At 41.0% G+C, this 14,275-nt stretch carries 18 protein-coding genes; 9 read left to right on the forward strand and 9 right to left on the reverse strand.

Features of this window, described 5'->3' with window-relative positions; all coding sequences use genetic code 11:
- Position 1: 1 nt before the first annotated feature.
- Both MHH68_RS04190 and MHH68_RS04195 read left to right on the forward strand, forming a co-directional pair.
- Entirely contained in the window at positions 2 to 550 is a 549-nt protein-coding gene (locus MHH68_RS04190; protein ID WP_058015766.1) for a thioredoxin family protein, read from the forward strand.
- A gap of 337 nt (positions 551 to 887) precedes the next feature.
- Positions 888 to 1,355 carry a DUF393 domain-containing protein gene (locus MHH68_RS04195; protein ID WP_058015767.1) on the forward strand — a complete coding sequence of 156 codons (468 nt, stop codon included), beginning with the start codon at positions 888 to 890 and terminating at the stop codon, positions 1,353 to 1,355.
- Between the two features lie 36 nt (positions 1,356 to 1,391).
- On the opposite strand, the gene MHH68_RS04200 is transcribed toward MHH68_RS04195, so the two are convergent.
- Entirely contained in the window at positions 1,392 to 2,648 is a 1,257-nt protein-coding gene (locus MHH68_RS04200) for a transcriptional regulator (protein ID WP_061407125.1), read from the reverse strand.
- A gap of 272 nt (positions 2,649 to 2,920) precedes the next feature.
- Here MHH68_RS04200 and MHH68_RS04205 point away from each other — a divergent pair, with 272 nt between their 5' ends.
- Positions 2,921 to 3,508: a nitroreductase gene (locus MHH68_RS04205; protein WP_339165293.1), complete on the forward strand. Its 588-nt coding sequence runs from the start codon at positions 2,921 to 2,923 to the stop codon at positions 3,506 to 3,508.
- Between the two features lie 35 nt (positions 3,509 to 3,543).
- Here the strand turns inward: MHH68_RS04205 and MHH68_RS04210 are convergent, their stop codons facing one another.
- The 3 genes from MHH68_RS04210 to MHH68_RS04220 all read right to left on the reverse strand — a co-directional run bounded on the left by MHH68_RS04210 (position 3,544) and on the right by MHH68_RS04220 (position 4,820).
- On the reverse strand, positions 3,544 to 3,699 hold the full coding sequence (locus MHH68_RS04210; RefSeq protein WP_012009317.1) for a YfhD family protein: 156 nt from the start codon (positions 3,697 to 3,699) through the stop codon (positions 3,544 to 3,546).
- A 61-nt stretch (positions 3,700 to 3,760) separates the two neighbouring features.
- Positions 3,761 to 3,871, reverse strand: a complete 111-nt coding sequence (locus MHH68_RS04215) for a YfhE family protein (RefSeq protein ID WP_017358836.1) — start codon at positions 3,869 to 3,871, stop codon at positions 3,761 to 3,763.
- Between the two features lie 52 nt (positions 3,872 to 3,923).
- On the reverse strand, positions 3,924 to 4,820 hold the full coding sequence (locus MHH68_RS04220) for a TIGR01777 family oxidoreductase (protein WP_106033152.1): 897 nt from the start codon (positions 4,818 to 4,820) through the stop codon (positions 3,924 to 3,926).
- A 94-nt stretch (positions 4,821 to 4,914) separates the two neighbouring features.
- Between MHH68_RS04220 and recX the strand changes: the two genes are divergently transcribed.
- Both recX and MHH68_RS04230 read left to right on the forward strand, forming a co-directional pair.
- Positions 4,915 to 5,706 carry a recombination regulator RecX gene (gene recX, locus MHH68_RS04225; protein ID WP_268497959.1) on the forward strand — a complete coding sequence of 264 codons (792 nt, stop codon included), beginning with the start codon at positions 4,915 to 4,917 and terminating at the stop codon, positions 5,704 to 5,706.
- Between the two features lie 3 nt (positions 5,707 to 5,709).
- Positions 5,710 to 6,024 carry a YfhH family protein gene (locus tag MHH68_RS04230; RefSeq protein ID WP_169057378.1) on the forward strand — a complete coding sequence of 105 codons (315 nt, stop codon included), beginning with the start codon at positions 5,710 to 5,712 and terminating at the stop codon, positions 6,022 to 6,024.
- Positions 6,025 to 6,046: 22 nt separating this feature from the next.
- On the opposite strand, the gene MHH68_RS04235 is transcribed toward MHH68_RS04230, so the two are convergent.
- Entirely contained in the window at positions 6,047 to 6,220 is a 174-nt protein-coding gene (locus MHH68_RS04235; RefSeq protein WP_003217811.1) for a YpzG family protein, read from the reverse strand.
- A 25-nt stretch (positions 6,221 to 6,245) separates the two neighbouring features.
- Entirely contained in the window at positions 6,246 to 6,395 is a 150-nt protein-coding gene (locus tag MHH68_RS04240; protein ID WP_003217849.1) for a small, acid-soluble spore protein K, read from the reverse strand.
- Positions 6,396 to 6,511: 116 nt separating this feature from the next.
- Between MHH68_RS04240 and MHH68_RS04245 the strand changes: the two genes are divergently transcribed.
- The 3 genes from MHH68_RS04245 to MHH68_RS04255 all read left to right on the forward strand — a co-directional run bounded on the left by MHH68_RS04245 (position 6,512) and on the right by MHH68_RS04255 (position 10,740).
- The gene (locus MHH68_RS04245; RefSeq protein WP_003217809.1) at positions 6,512 to 6,784 is read left to right on the forward strand and encodes a YfhJ family protein; all 273 of its coding nucleotides are present in this window, start codon (positions 6,512 to 6,514) and stop codon (positions 6,782 to 6,784) included.
- Positions 6,785 to 7,074: 290 nt separating this feature from the next.
- Positions 7,075 to 8,058, forward strand: coding sequence for a glycosyltransferase family 2 protein (locus MHH68_RS04250; protein ID WP_212046482.1), 984 nt, complete (start codon positions 7,075 to 7,077; stop codon positions 8,056 to 8,058).
- An 87-nt stretch (positions 8,059 to 8,145) separates the two neighbouring features.
- Positions 8,146 to 10,740 carry a YfhO family protein gene (locus MHH68_RS04255; protein WP_339165296.1) on the forward strand — a complete coding sequence of 865 codons (2,595 nt, stop codon included), beginning with the start codon at positions 8,146 to 8,148 and terminating at the stop codon, positions 10,738 to 10,740.
- 23 nt (positions 10,741 to 10,763) lie between these two features.
- Here the strand turns inward: MHH68_RS04255 and MHH68_RS04260 are convergent, their stop codons facing one another.
- On the reverse strand, positions 10,764 to 11,897 hold the full coding sequence (locus MHH68_RS04260; RefSeq protein ID WP_339165297.1) for an NAD(P)/FAD-dependent oxidoreductase: 1,134 nt from the start codon (positions 11,895 to 11,897) through the stop codon (positions 10,764 to 10,766).
- 207 nt (positions 11,898 to 12,104) lie between these two features.
- Here MHH68_RS04260 and MHH68_RS04265 point away from each other — a divergent pair, with 207 nt between their 5' ends.
- On the forward strand, positions 12,105 to 12,572 hold the full coding sequence (locus MHH68_RS04265) for a DinB family protein (protein ID WP_339165299.1): 468 nt from the start codon (positions 12,105 to 12,107) through the stop codon (positions 12,570 to 12,572).
- 4 nt (positions 12,573 to 12,576) lie between these two features.
- On the opposite strand, the gene MHH68_RS04270 is transcribed toward MHH68_RS04265, so the two are convergent.
- Positions 12,577 to 12,999: a regulatory YrvL family protein gene (locus MHH68_RS04270; RefSeq protein WP_180309352.1), complete on the reverse strand. Its 423-nt coding sequence runs from the start codon at positions 12,997 to 12,999 to the stop codon at positions 12,577 to 12,579.
- Positions 13,000 to 13,067: 68 nt separating this feature from the next.
- Entirely contained in the window at positions 13,068 to 14,231 is a 1,164-nt protein-coding gene (locus MHH68_RS04275; RefSeq protein ID WP_339165302.1) for an oxalate decarboxylase family bicupin, read from the reverse strand.
- Positions 14,232 to 14,275: the final 44 nt, after the last annotated feature.

Genomic DNA, 14,275 nt, shown 5'->3' on the forward strand with positions numbered 1-14,275 from the left:
TATGACATTAAATGAATGGTTTGCAAAGGGATTAACTGAACGTACATATGTACACAACATGGAGAAAAACCGAGAAAATCTACTCACGGTGTACAACCAGTACGCAATTCATCAAAAAGAAAAAGAGCTGCTTCAAAAGCTGCAAAAGAAAAAGCTCAGAGCGCTTGTCATCACAGCGGATTGGTGCGGAGATGCGATGGTCAATGTACCAATTTTCATGCGTATTGCAAGTGAAGCACTCATTGAAGCGCGCTATTTCATTCGGGACGAGCATCTAGACCTGATGGATCAGTATTTAACGAACGGAACCGCAAGATCGATTCCGATTATCGTGATCATTGATCAAGACGGGAATGAAGTAGGAAAATGGGGACCACGCTCAACAGAAGCACAACGCTTTGTTGATGAGAAAAAACCAGACAAGGATGCTCCTGATTTTGAGGAAGCTTTTCAAGTATTTGCGAAAGAAGCCGCACATCACTATACGACAGATCGTTACTTATGGAAAGATATTGAGAAAGAAATAGTAGAAGTTTTGGAAAAAATATAAACCAAAAGACTACTTCGCCGCAAAGGGAAGTAGTCTTTTTTTATCTTGTTTTTGCGTTTCACCTACAAAACACCGCATAAAGATGTAGAAAAACCGCAGAATTCTACAAAAAACCGCAGAAAACCGCAACGCATCACGATTTTCCCAACCATTTTTAGTTGAAAAACCTCATATGTGCCATGAAAACCTCAATTTTGCCCTTATCTAAAGGCTCATATAACGCACGTTGGTTTGCTTTTTCCCAATACAAGAGGCCCAGCAACTATAGTAATCTAGTTGTAATCTCCTTTGAACGAACTAAAAAAACAAATGACGGAAAAGGGCTGGCGATCAATCTATGAAAAAAATCATTTATCTCGATCAGGAAAAAAAGAAGCTCGCTGAATCGAAAAAAAGAGAACAGCGTTCCATCAAATCACTTAGGCTGCTTGTGTTTTATGACGGGCAAAGTCCTTCATGTGCAAAAGCGATAGACTTGTTGAAAGCTCTCGATTGGAAGAACCGTATTCATTTTGAATCCTTTCGACACTCGCAGCTGCTCAAACTGAACAAAATAAGTGAAGAAAAGGCAGAAAAGCGGATCGTGTCAATTTCCTTAGCCAAAAACCAAAAAAATTCGGGGATCTATACATTGCTGAAAATTGCTTGCAATATCCCTGCATTATGGGGAACGATCCCATTCATCGTGCTCAGCATTTGGTTAGGCTTTGGGCAGCATGCGTACGATTACTTTGCGAGAAAGCGGTATGTTCATTCAGTCAAACAAGTCACCCGTCCTGATACAGATCAACAGAAGACCATTTAATGAATAGGAAAAGCATGACCTTCGATCGGCAGAAGGTCATGCTTTTTTGTAATAGGGGACATATGATGCAAGATGATGAAGCAGCGTTTTCGTGTAGGACATATAGGTACGTTCGTCAAGCTCAGAAGCCGCATAGGAAAGCAAGGTTCTTAGAGCAAACAAGTACTCACTGTGCAGCTCATTGTGTTTAAAGTAAGGAAGGGCTGCTTCGATTAAATAGGTTTTCAAATCAAGAGGGTTTTCCTCAATCATCAATTTATAGATTTTGATCATATATAAACAGTTTGGCTGAATACGAGGCTGTTTTAACAGCTCATGTATGTAGGGAAGTGCCTTTTTGCGGTCGTATTCAGCATATAATGTCGCGATTTCATACAGAGTTTCACAGTAACGGTCTTCTATCTGTTCTTGATTAAAGTAATTGAGTGAATCTAGTAAATAAGGCACAGCTGAAGAGAAATCACCCTCCCGTTTTAAAAGTACCCCATAATAAAAATATGCGGTCATTTTAATATAGGCATCAGGATAAAGGGATGTGTGCAAAATCACTTCTTTTAAATATTTCTTCGCTGTTTGAAAGGCTTTTAGTTCCAGTGAGATCACGCCATGAATGAGTGTGCAGTGAATGATCCGTTTGAAATTGTTTTTTTGTCTATATAAATCCATCGCTTGGTGGGTTGCTTCAAGCGCATCACCAAGATGTCCCATGTTTCCAAGTGCTTTTGCATAGTGATAATACAGGTCACTTTGTTCAACAGACGCATAAGAAAAGCAGCTTTCCAGTTTCTTTATGCCTTCTTCAAGCTGACCATTTTTAATGAGATGAATGCCATCTAGATATTCAAATATTTCTTTTTCCGTTTCAATAAAGGTTTTTTCAAACTTTTTCAGTACGCGGTGTGTTTTTAAGGCAAGCGGCTGCTTGTCCGATAATAAATAAAATTGAAATAAGGACAAATGATACTGAATGCCTAAATCCAGCGAAAAGAACTGTTCCTCGTGCTGAATGATCATTTCTGCATTTTGTTCCGCTTGATCGAGTGCATAGAAATACATATTCATTTGAAACTCATCCAAGAGTGACAGCAGGTGACGAGCCTTTTGTGACAGCGTTTCTTGACTGATGCCGAGTCGTTCAAGCAGTAAATTGATCGTATCTTGATTGGCCTCTTTTGAGCCATTTTCGATTTTACTTAAATGAGAGACAGAACAAATTCCTTCTGCCAATTCAGATTGGGTCATATTTTGTTTATACCGGTAGAGCTTAATGATTTGCCCGATATTGATTTTCATTCCATCCAGAAGCCTCCCTTCCAATCATGGGTTGAAAGCCTTTTGACAATAGAACCGAATCAGACAAAATGGGAATACCTGAAATCATTTCATCATCTTGGCTTTTTTCTCAAAATTTGTTTAAAACGTAATATGATTGTAACATTACTTGAAAAACTCAAACAACTTTTTAGCAGACGGGAGGGGAAACATCATTTGCAACTGCTCGAAATGATGTTTATAATGTGAATGAGAATCAATTTCAATTAAGATTGATTGAAAGGATGACACATATGCCAGAAATCAAACAACAAACAGAAGCGTTAACGGTACGAGACGCTGTCAGATATAGACGATCCATTCGGAAATTCAAAGAAACGCCTGTGACCATTGAGCAGCTTCAGCCGTTATTAGAGGATGCGGTCTATGCACCGAATCATAAAATTACGGAGCCGTGGCGCTTTCTATATGCAGTGACGGAGGAAGCGAAAGCGACATTTGTTGATCGCTTCGTTGCGTTCTTCAAACGCAACAATCCAGATGCAAAGGAAGAAAAGATCAATCAATATAGAGATTACTTTTCAAAAGTTCCAGCCCTTTTACTTGTAGTGTTAAAGGAAGACGAAAACCCAGTAGTGAGAAATGATGATTTTGCCGCTGTGAGCGCACTCATTCAAAACTTCCAGCTGCTTGCTTGGGATCAAGGAATCGGTATGGTCTGGAAGAGCGGCCGCATCTTATACAACAAAGGCTTTCAACAGGACATGGGTCTAAAGGAAAACGAGCGGTTTGCTGCCATCCTTCATATTGGTTATCCAGAAGAGGTGCCTGAGGAAAAATCACGTCAGAAAGCATCAAGTCTTCTTACTGAAATCAAATAAAAGAAAAGCAGACCGCTAAAGGGTCTGCTTTTTACTTATTGTTTTTTGGCGCGCTGGTCGGCTGCTTTCATACGTGCCATTGCTTTTACGTCATTCGGATCTGCAAGTTCTTTGGAAAATTCAACATATTCGCCATCCGACTCTTGTGCTGCAAGTTCGTGATTGGTTTTTTGGTGTTGGTCTTTTTTCAAAGCCTTTCCCTCCTTTACAAGATCACTTTAGTTATGTGCTTGTTGGAGTGGAATATCCATCTTATTTGTTTCTTTTTTCTGCTGCTCTTTCCGCTTTTTTGAATTCCTGCTGATACAGGACTTCCTGGGTTTTCTTCAGCTTTGAAGTTGGCTGGTGTTCTTTTTTCTTCATCAAAATCGCCCCCTCATCTCATTTCTAATAGGATGGGTGTTTTTGACAAAATTTATTCCTTTGAATGCAAAATCGCTTCTTTTAATTCAGGATGCAAAAAGTCATAAGAAGAAAGCAATGCCTTCTTTGGCAGCGCACGCTGACCTTCTAAAACAAGTAATGACATTTCGCCAAGTGCCGTTCGAATGACAAAGGATGGAACCTTCAGCCAGTGAGGGCGGTGAAGGGCAGACGCTATCGTTTGTCCAAGCTGTTTCATTTGAACAGGATTCGGTGATGTGACATTGAGTGGACCTGAGATGTCGTCATTGTGTATGGCATAAGCAATGAGATGTGCTACATCTTCGACATGAACCCATGAAACCCATTGCGAGCCGGAGCCAATCGTTCCGCCGGCAAATAGTTTATATGGCAGTGTCATCAGTGGCAAGGTACCTTTTTCTCCTAACACGACGCCGAAGCGTGTGTAGACGGTACGAATGCCGAGTGCTTCAATCTTTTGCCCCTCAGCTTCCCAACGCTTAGATGTATGACTTAAGAAATCAGTATCCGCAGGAGGTGATTCCTCTGTAAAATCTCCTGTTTGAGACGTGCCATAAATTCCGACAGCACTTGCTTGAATGAGCACGGATGGTTTCGGTTCCTGCGCTTCTATAATGCGCCTTACTTCTTGTGTGGATTGAATACGGCTAGAGAGGATGCCTTCTTTTGCCTTGTCTGTCCAGCGGGTGAAAATGGATTTTCCAGCAAGGTTAATCCAGACATCAATCGCAGGCAATTCATGCTCAGGCGCAGCACCTTCTGTCAGCCACTGCACATAGTGTAAATGATTTTGTTCGGATTCCTTTGGATTTCTTGTTAAAATATATAGATGATGTCCTTCAGCAGCGAGCACTTTCGTGACGTGCTGGCCGATAAAACCGGTTCCTCCGGTGATGGCGATATTCAATTGACATCTCTCCTCTCATATACATACCTATATCTTTCACGAATTTGAATCAGAAGAAACATCCTGACTGTTTGAAAAAAGGAGTGATCACAGGATGCCCTATATTACAAAAATCTCCGCTCAGAAAAACAATACAGAGCGGGTAAACATCTTTCTTGATGAAAAGTACGCGTTTAGCGTGGATCTAGATGTGCTCGTCCAGCACGATTTGAAAAAGGGAAAAGAGCTGGACGAAGCCGATATCATCGACATTCAATTCGGTGATGCTGTGAAAAAAGGATTTCAGCAGGCCGTCGATTATTTATCCTACCGAATGAGATCGGTGAAAGAAGTCACCGATTACTTGACGAAAAAAGAAATCCCGGCACCTGCCATTAGTGAAATTATACACAAATTAAAGCATTACAAGTATGTAAATGATCTTGAATTTGCGGAAGCCTATGTCAGCACCCACCGTAAAACGAACAGCAAAGGGCCGTCCGTCCTGAAAAAAGAGCTAAAGCTCAAAGGGATAGATGATGACAACATTGAACAAGCACTATCGCAATATCCTGATGACTTACAGCTGGAGGAAGCTGTGAAGCAGGTTCAGAAGCTTGTGAGAAAAGAAAAAAATCGCTCCGCAAAAGAGATCGAGCAGCGCATCAAGCTGCAGCTGCAGCGAAAAGGATTTTCGTTTGAGATCATTGATAAAGCCCTTCAAGAAGCCTATGATGGACAAGAAGAGGAAAAGGAAGAAGAAGCGCTCCTTTATATGATGGAGAAGGCAAAACGAAAGGTAGGATACGACGGATCATTTGAAAAGAGGATGAAGGTGAAGCAATTTTTATTCAGAAAAGGCTTTGATCTCGACACAATTGATCACGTTTTAGACAAAGGGGAATGACAGATGGACAAACGTTATAGTGAGATGACGGAATACGAATTGAAGCAGGAGATAGCCTCTCTTTCTGAAAAAGCACGAAAGGCTGAGCAGCTTGGCATTGTGAATGAATATGCCGTCTTAGAACGGAAAATCGATATGGCCAAAGCCTACTTAGTAGATCCAGCCTTGATTCAAACGAAAACGACTTATCAAATCAAAGATACAGATGAAGAGTTTTACGTGGAATATTTAAATGGTGTATTTGCGTGGGGACACAGAGTATCAGCCCCAAATAAGGAAGATGCACTGCCAATTTCAATGCTTACGAAAAAGGACTGATCCGAGAGATCAGTCCTTTTCTTTACTTCGAACGTTGTTTACGGACGTTGTTCTGAAGTACGATGTCGTGCTGCGTTTGCTGCGTTTCTCCGTTGACCTGAGAGGCAGAATGCTTTGCATTCGCCCATGGTTGAGGGTAAGCGGTTGTCCTTAGTTGAACAAAGTCTTCCATATACGATTTCCCATTTGAACTCATATCTCAAGCACTCCCTTTGGAAAAATTAGCGTTTCCCTGATGCCCTCATTCGTTCCTGTGGACGTGTATTCGTCTCACCATTCGGCCTTTTAGACGCATAAGCATCTGTGGCGCCTGGCTCGCCTTCAAATTTGTGATTCACTTGATTTGGAAAGCCTTTTGCTTTATTACGCATATCGATTCCCTCCAAACAATACAAATCATTTGCGTCTTTTGAAGACGTAAGGGTAGTATATGAAAAAAGAGGTTTTTTTAAAAAGGCACTTTCTGCTAGATGAAGGAGGAACCGACATGGAACAATACTTTGAGCGATTAACAGAACAACTGATGGAAAAAAACAATATGCTGACATATGACGAAGCACGTACATGGGTAGAGCTGCTTTGGAGTGATTTTGAAACGACCTATGCAAAGGCTGGCCACAAGTATAAAGGACAGGAAACAACTGAACGGATTGTCCAAGAGTGGATTGAGAGCTACGGTGCGCAGCTGCATTTATTCCAAAATAAACAATCGAAGGCAAACGAGCATCTACAAGAGCAGAATAAAGGGCTGCTTCATTAAAAGAAGTGCCCCCTCATCTTTTTCAATAAATAGGAAAATATATAAATGAGTAAACAATTTTATGATACAATACCCAGTCTGTGATCGAAATTACAGGCTTTTTACAATGGTTAAACTTAAAATTACATTAAATTCATCTTGCTGAAAATCAATGGAAATAAAACTTTGATATAATGGAACGATTAAAGAAACATGTAATTTATGGATAATAAAAAAGGGTTTCGTTTCCTGATAAAAAAGGAATAATGAACATATCAGACTATGTGAAAAAAGTGAAGAGAAGGTGCGATATGGAACGAGAATTGCTCTCTGTTATAATTCCTTCTTACAATGAAGGTGAAAACATCAGACGAATCTTTGAGGCACTCGAGGAAGAGTTTCGCGATTTTCATTATGACTTTGAAATCATTTTTGTGAATGATGGAAGCAAAGACAATACACTTCAATATATGAGAGAGCTCTCTCGCAAAAGTGCAAAGGTCAAATATATTTCCTTCTCACGTAACTTTGGGAAGGAAGCCGCTATTCTGGCAGGACTTGAATATGCGAAGGGAGTAGCTGCGATCATCATGGACGCCGACCTGCAGCACCCAACGTATTTGATTCAGGACTTCGTCAGAGGATATGAAGAAGGCTACCATCAAGTCATTGCCAAACGGAACCGTAAAGGAGACAGCAAGCTTCGCTCTTACTTATCATCCATGTACTATAAAGTGATGAACAAGGTAGTCGAAGTGGACTTGCGTGATGGCGTCGGAGATTTCCGCTTAATTTCGCGCCAAGCAATCGATGCATTGCTTCAGCTGAAAGAAGGAAATCGTTTTTCTAAAGGGCTTTTTTGCTGGATTGGGTTTGAAGAAAAGGTCATCTATTATGAAAATGTAGAAAGACAGCATGGTGATACAAAATGGTCATTAAAGAAGTTGTTTAACTATGGCATAGATGGCGTTATTTCCTTTAACAACCGCCCGCTGCGTATTTGTTTTTATACTGGCATACTGATCTTATTCCTCTCTTTGATTTACATCGTGGCCACCTTTATTCAAATCGTCAAAACGGGCGTGATAGTACCTGGTTATTTCACTTTAATATCGGCTGTGCTTTTCCTCGGAGGTGTCCAGCTTTTGAGTCTAGGTGTGATTGGTGAATATATTGGCCGCATTTATTATGAAACGAAAAAGAGGCCGCATTATTTGATCCAAGAATCAAATGTCATGCAGCAAGAGACAAGCTCTAAGGAACAAGACCGAGTGTTAACGCAGTTATTTAAATAACGTGGAGTCAAATAACCGGCAAGCACGAATCGCTTGCTGGGTTGTTTTGTTTCAAAGAACAATGGATCTTTTGTGGAAAGGATTTAGATGATGAAACGTAGATGGATAATCATTGGAATGTGCCTCATTCTCGCATTATTAGGCCACTCCTTTTTCTTATATGAATATACGCAAGGCCGGTACATGACAGGAGATGGGGATGGCATTTCGCAAATGCTCCCATTTAAAAAGCTGCTTTACGACGAATACGTCAAAGGGAATTTCTTTTATTCCTATCAATTCGGTCTAGGCGGCGGTACATACACGCAATTAGGGTATTATTTCACAACGTCGACGGTCTTTATGGTGACAGTCGCTGTCGTCTGGCTGATGAATGCGCTCCATCTCATACAGTCAACAGACATCCATTTTTGGGCAAATGCCGTCATTTGGCTGAGCGTGATCAAGCTGACGCTTATTCTTTTCATCGCTTACCGTGTGCTTCTTTCAATGGTTCAAAATAGATTGGGTGCACTGACAGGTGCAGCAATCTATGGATTATCTATTGTATATTTCCGGCATCAAACGTTTTGGGAATTTTTCACCGACAGCATGATGTGGCTTCCGCTGCTTGTGCTTGGGGTTGAGCGGATATTCAAAACGGGTAAGCCCGCTTGGTTTATTGCGAGTTGCAGTCTGATGCTGATCAACAACTTTTACTTTGCTTATATTCACTTTATCTTTTTAGCGATCTATCTTATCTTCAGATATATGATCAAACTGCGAAGTGAGGAGCACGGGTGGAAAGTGTTTTGGACACTTGCGATCTCTACGCTGTTATCCTTTGGGATCAGTGCTGCCTTTTTTATCCCGTCTGTTTATGGCTTTCTTAACAATATAAGACCGCCGTATGAACAGACCATTCCTTGGTTCGAGCTGCATGATCATCTGCTGTTTACGAGCAGGGTGTATTTATTACCTGTGATTTTTCTCATTTGTATGTTCCTCGTTCCGCTTTACCGGAACAGGTGGTTTTTCATTTTTACATCGATCAGCGTTCTGCTCATTGTTTTTCACTACAGTCCAAAGATGGCGAGCGTGTTTAATGGTTTTTCAGCACCGCAATACAGATTTGAATACATTCTTGCCTTTACAGTTGGAGCGGTCGTTGCCATCACGATCAAGCATTTCTCACAAATCGAGTGGAAGTGGAAAAAGCGTGCGGTCTTAGGCGCTTGGATCGTGTTCCTTCTCGCTGTCGTCTTTTCAGAACGAGCAAAGGGAAACATGGATGTCGTTGTGTTTATAGGTATAGGACTGCTTGTGATCAGCTTGTTCATCCTATGGATGCATGCGGAAAAACGTCAGCACCTTCGTCTCTTTTCAGCTGTGCTTATTGCCATCAGCTTACTGACAGCAGGCGTGTATCAGCAGGGATACTTATCTGAAAGAAGCAATATTAAGAGCGTATCAGATACGTATCTGAATAGTGAGGCATATGCTGGACATGAACAAATGAAGCTCATTCAGCAGATTCAAAGCCGCTCTTCAAAAGATCCGCTTGCCCGGATTGATTGGATGAACGGCGTGCGCAACAACACCCCGTTATTTGAAGGCTTTCAAGGCATGAGTGCGTATTCAAGTATATTGAATCAGCATTTGCTCCATTTCTACTGGAATGACCTGCAAATTGATATGGGGAGGGAAAGTGTCAGCCGTTATGCAACAATGGGGGACAGGGCGAATTTATACAGTCTGACCTACGGGAAGTATTATATGAGAGACAAAAGGGTGTCTTTCTCACCGCCGGTTTATTTTAAGCCAATATTGGAAAGCGAACATTATGAAGTGTATGAAAATACACGCCCGCTCCCATTTGCAAGAACAACGAGTACCGTCTATTCAGAAAAGTCACTAGAGCATGCGTCAGCACTTGATAAAGAACATGCGATGTTGCAAGGTGTGATCTTAAACAAAAAAGGAAATGCTGAAATCGACCAATCGCCTGATCGAATAAAGGATACAAACATTCATACTGAACAAGCGGTATACGAAAATGGCGTGCTTGATGTATACGGGAAAACGGGCGGGCTGAATATCACCCTTCCAGATGATATCGCTCGCGTGGGGGATGTGTATGTGAGTTTTTATGTGAAGCGGACAGACCGCAATGAAGGGTTTCAGTTATCCATTGACGACTATGTTACATCTCGAAAAAGCAATACATCCATCTACAAAACAGGTGTCAATGAAGTGACGATTCGGGTCCCTGCGGAAAAGATCCTCTCCATTCGAGTACCAAAAGGGACATACGAACTCAATCAACTGAAGCTGTATCAAGAGCCTTACCGCGTCCTAGAGAAAGCATATAAAAAAGAAAAACAAGATAATGGCAACCAGCAAGTAAAGCTTAAAAATAACCGCTTTACGATTTCATATGATAACAAGCGCGGCGATAATTATATGGTTCTGCCAGTACCATATGAAAAAGGCTGGGAGCTCACGGTGAACGGCCATCAAACCGATATTGAACAAGCCAATTACGCCTTTATCGGTTTTCCAATAGAAAAAGGCGAAAACGAGATTGTGCTAACCTACTATCCGCCTTATATCAGAATTCTCGCATTGATTTCACTCGTCAGTTTGATTGGTGCGATCCTCTATGCACGGAGAAAACACAAGAAACACCACTTTTCATCATAAGTGGTGTTTTTTTATCTTTCATCTCATACGTAAGTTTCTTCATCCCATTCAATCGTGTATTCGTTCATTTTTTTATCAATATCGTTTTGAATACTCATGTGCTGAAATAGCGCATTCAATTCTTCTGTCCTCTTTCTTCGATCCTTTTCATAATAATAGAACGCATCTCGATAATCATGATCCCTTAGCATCTTTGCTATGAGCATGGCATCTTCTAGACTATACGATGCTCCTTGACCAACAAAAGGGTTCGCCGTATGTACCGCATCACCTACAAGAACAACACGTCCTTTTGACCACACAGGAAAATCCTTTATTTCATAGATACTTCTTGGAAAGAACATGTTTGTATGATCGATGATGTCAGAAAGGTGTTTAGGAATGTTCCAATGTTCCATTTGTTTATATAATAACTGTCGGATGGTTTCTTTATTGGCTTTCTCAAAATGTTTTGTAGGTAACTTCTCAGGACACTGAGAGAAAGCTTGCCACAAAATATTCATTTTATTTGTTGGATGCGCTTTTCCAAAAATGAATTGAAAGTTTCCGTCATTGTAAAAATAACTTGTTGCCTCATCCAATACAAAATTCTTCACAAACGATACTCCTTGTAGTCCCCAAAAACCGCTATAGTCTAATTTAGCATTAAACGCAATAGCCTCTCTTGTTTTAGAAAAAGTTCCATCTGCTCCTATTACGATATCACCTGTTATCTCAGTTTCATCTTCAAAAAGAACCTGAACGGAATGAGGCTGCTGTTTGATTGAGATTAACTTTTTGTTGTATTTCACTTCTATTCCTTGGCGGTGAACTTCTTTTAAAAGTGATTGGATGATTTGGTCTCTCATGACGTTCAGTAAAGGAGCATCATAATATTTTTCACTATAATTGTGAAAGGTCGCTTCTACTTCATTTTCACTGTTTATTTGCTGGATCTTCTTTATCACTGTTGCATTTGCTATCACTTCATTTTTACACCCGATTCCAGCCAAAATCTTTACCCCATTCGGAGAGAGTAAAAAACCTGCTCCTGTTTCTAATTCTTCATCTGACCTGCTTTCATAAATCGTACTTTCCATTCCAGCCTTTTTTAAAAATAAAGCAGTAGCCAATCCTGCTACACCACTGCCAATAATGATCACATTTTGAGATTTCATCATTTTCCCTCCCTTTTTATAAACAGACCGGTCGGTTTATTTTTGTGCAAAAAAATAAGCTTTTTCATATAGGACAGCGTATCACAATTCCCCCCTTTTCATTTGGTAATTAAAGTATATGATAATATGTTATAAATGATTTAGCAAGAATGAAACTATCCAATTTCTGATCAACTTCTTTTAAAAACATGAAGGGGATAACAAAACATGAACAAAGACACCGTGATAAAACACTATGAACACACCCTTGAATGGGTACAGTCACTAACGGAAGTAACAGAAGAAGAATGGCGTAGCACCATCGCTGATGGAAAGTGGAGCATTGCTGAGATCATCGCACATTTCGTTCCATGGGATGAATTTATTTTACACGATCGCCTAAAGGAATTTTGGAACAATAAAGCGTTACCTCAGGCACCTGATGTGCATGAAATGAACCGGCAGTCAGCCGAAAGAGCAAGAAAGGAAGAGAGAAGCGAGACGATCGGGCGATTTATTGCTGTTAGAACAATATTGCTTCAAGAAATGAAGAAAATCGAAGTATCTCGCTGGACTACACCCTTTCTGATCGGTCAAATCGAGCTGACGTTATCAAGTTATTTTCAAGGTTTGATTAAGCATGATCTCCATCATATGGAGCAGGTCAAACAAGCGCTCTCCACAAAAAGACGATAGCGCCTCACGAAGCTTCCTTATCAAACGAAAACGTCGCATAATCAAACAAAAAATGAAATAGCCAAAGACTTAGCGCAAAGAGAATTTCTTCAGAAGTAGTCAGCAAAATGCCGTCAACCAATTCATCTGATAAGTAGACAGCACCCCAAATAAACAAAAGGTGAAATAAAACGGCATAGAAAACGATGGATCGTTTTTTGGACCGACACTTACGAACAAACCGCATGAGCACGTGTTCCAGATGTTCAAAAGAGATCCCAAGTACAACATAGATGCCCATAAACAGAAGCAGCGATAAAATCGAATGATAAAAAGCACCCGTCAAATGAAAGAACAGCACACAAAACAACAAAAATATGTAACAGACAGCCGACGCCGCCATGAGCCATTTCAGCCCTTGCCATAAAGCGTGAACAGATTGTTGCATGGGTAAACAACACTCCTTTACATGAAGATACCTGCAAAAAGGACAGCCTTTTTGCAGGAAGGTTGGAATTAATCCTCTTTTTTAGGTGCAGCGATAACAGGATGTTTTTCAGTATCAAGCAGTTTCAAGAATTCTTCGCCTTGATCTAAATGATCCAAAACAAGCTGTTTCGGTGTGACCGCAAGCCACTGATTGAGTGAAATGTCTGCATAATGATCGCTCTTAAAGATTTCTAAGAAATAGAGCGGTTCGTCGCCTGTATTTTCTACATAATGCCCCATAGCAAATGGCACATAGCCAACGTCTCCCGCCTGATAGTTGAAGGTTCTCGCATGTCCATCAGAAGCAAATACCGTCATTCGAGCTTTTCCAGAAATGAAATATTGCCATTCATCCGTATTTGGATGCCAGTGCAGCTCACGGATGGCACCTGGATCAACTTTCACAAGAGCAGAGGCAATCGTTTTAGAAGCTTTGAAATTGGTAGAATCCGCAATCCACACTTGTCCGCCGCTTGACGTAATCGGCTCTTGCTTTAACAGCTCATATTTAAAGGAGTTCGGGACTTCTCCTTGCTCTGTTTGCACCTTGTCACATTCAAGGGAACCAGGAATTCCTTTTTGGAAAATATACTTCTCTTTCTCTGGCAGCTTGTTAAATTGTTCTTTTGTCATTCCAAAGTTTTGGAGAACGACTTCCTCTGGGGTATGGGCAAGCCAATCAGTCACTTGGAACGTACTATTTTCAGAGAAGGAACCATCATCAAACACTAGCAAGAATTCAGCTCCCGGTTCAAGTGCTTGAATAGAGTGCGGCAAGCCTGAAGGGAAGTACCATAAATCTCCCTCAGTCACATCCTCTGTAAAATTCCGCCCCTCTGCATCAACCGATGTAATTCGGGCTTCCCCATAAATCATATACGCCCACTCCGCTTCCTTATGCCAGTGCAGCTCGCGAATCGCACCAGGTTTTAGCCGCATGTTCACAGAGGCAAGACTTTTAGAGATTGGCAGTTCACGCACTGTTACCTCGCGGGCATAGCCGCCTTTTTCTAAACGGTTGTGCGTATCAGAAAAAGAATATTTCATGTTGGGAACCGTTCCATGATCGGTTTCTGGTGGCGTGAGCATATCTGGGTTTTGTCTGTCTCGCTCGAGATTACGTGGAATTTTGACCGTTGCTCCTTTTTCTCCTCGAATCGGCTGTGGTACACCATTTTGCTTTTCACTCATGATAAAATCCCCTTTCAACATCGTATTGTGTGAGGTGACAAAAG

This window comes from Bacillus sp. FSL K6-2841 (assembly GCF_037976435.1).
Lineage (GTDB): Bacteria > Bacillota > Bacilli > Bacillales > Bacillaceae > Bacillus > Bacillus pumilus.

Excerpts from the sequence above, each read along its gene's own strand:
- MHH68_RS04190 (WP_058015766.1), top strand. The coding sequence starts at position 2 with ATGACATTAAATGAATGGTTTGCAAAGGGATTAACTGAACGTACATAT.
- MHH68_RS04195 (WP_058015767.1), top strand. The coding sequence starts at position 888 with ATGAAAAAAATCATTTATCTCGATCAGGAAAAAAAGAAGCTCGCTGAA.
- MHH68_RS04200 (WP_061407125.1), bottom strand. The coding sequence starts at position 2,648 with ATGAAAATCAATATCGGGCAAATCATTAAGCTCTACCGGTATAAACAA.
- MHH68_RS04205 (WP_339165293.1), top strand. The coding sequence starts at position 2,921 with ATGCCAGAAATCAAACAACAAACAGAAGCGTTAACGGTACGAGACGCT.
- MHH68_RS04215 (WP_017358836.1), bottom strand. The coding sequence starts at position 3,871 with ATGAAGAAAAAAGAACACCAGCCAACTTCAAAGCTGAAGAAAACCCAG.
- recX (WP_268497959.1), top strand. The coding sequence starts at position 4,915 with ATGCCCTATATTACAAAAATCTCCGCTCAGAAAAACAATACAGAGCGG.
- MHH68_RS04230 (WP_169057378.1), top strand. The coding sequence starts at position 5,710 with ATGGACAAACGTTATAGTGAGATGACGGAATACGAATTGAAGCAGGAG.
- MHH68_RS04235 (WP_003217811.1), bottom strand. The coding sequence starts at position 6,220 with ATGAGTTCAAATGGGAAATCGTATATGGAAGACTTTGTTCAACTAAGG.
- MHH68_RS04240 (WP_003217849.1), bottom strand. The coding sequence starts at position 6,395 with ATGCGTAATAAAGCAAAAGGCTTTCCAAATCAAGTGAATCACAAATTT.
- MHH68_RS04245 (WP_003217809.1), top strand. The coding sequence starts at position 6,512 with ATGGAACAATACTTTGAGCGATTAACAGAACAACTGATGGAAAAAAAC.
- MHH68_RS04250 (WP_212046482.1), top strand. The coding sequence starts at position 7,075 with ATGGAACGAGAATTGCTCTCTGTTATAATTCCTTCTTACAATGAAGGT.
- MHH68_RS04255 (WP_339165296.1), top strand. The coding sequence starts at position 8,146 with ATGATGAAACGTAGATGGATAATCATTGGAATGTGCCTCATTCTCGCA.
- MHH68_RS04260 (WP_339165297.1), bottom strand. The coding sequence starts at position 11,897 with ATGAAATCTCAAAATGTGATCATTATTGGCAGTGGTGTAGCAGGATTG.
- MHH68_RS04265 (WP_339165299.1), top strand. The coding sequence starts at position 12,105 with ATGAACAAAGACACCGTGATAAAACACTATGAACACACCCTTGAATGG.
- MHH68_RS04270 (WP_180309352.1), bottom strand. The coding sequence starts at position 12,999 with ATGCAACAATCTGTTCACGCTTTATGGCAAGGGCTGAAATGGCTCATG.
- MHH68_RS04275 (WP_339165302.1), bottom strand. The coding sequence starts at position 14,231 with ATGAGTGAAAAGCAAAATGGTGTACCACAGCCGATTCGAGGAGAAAAA.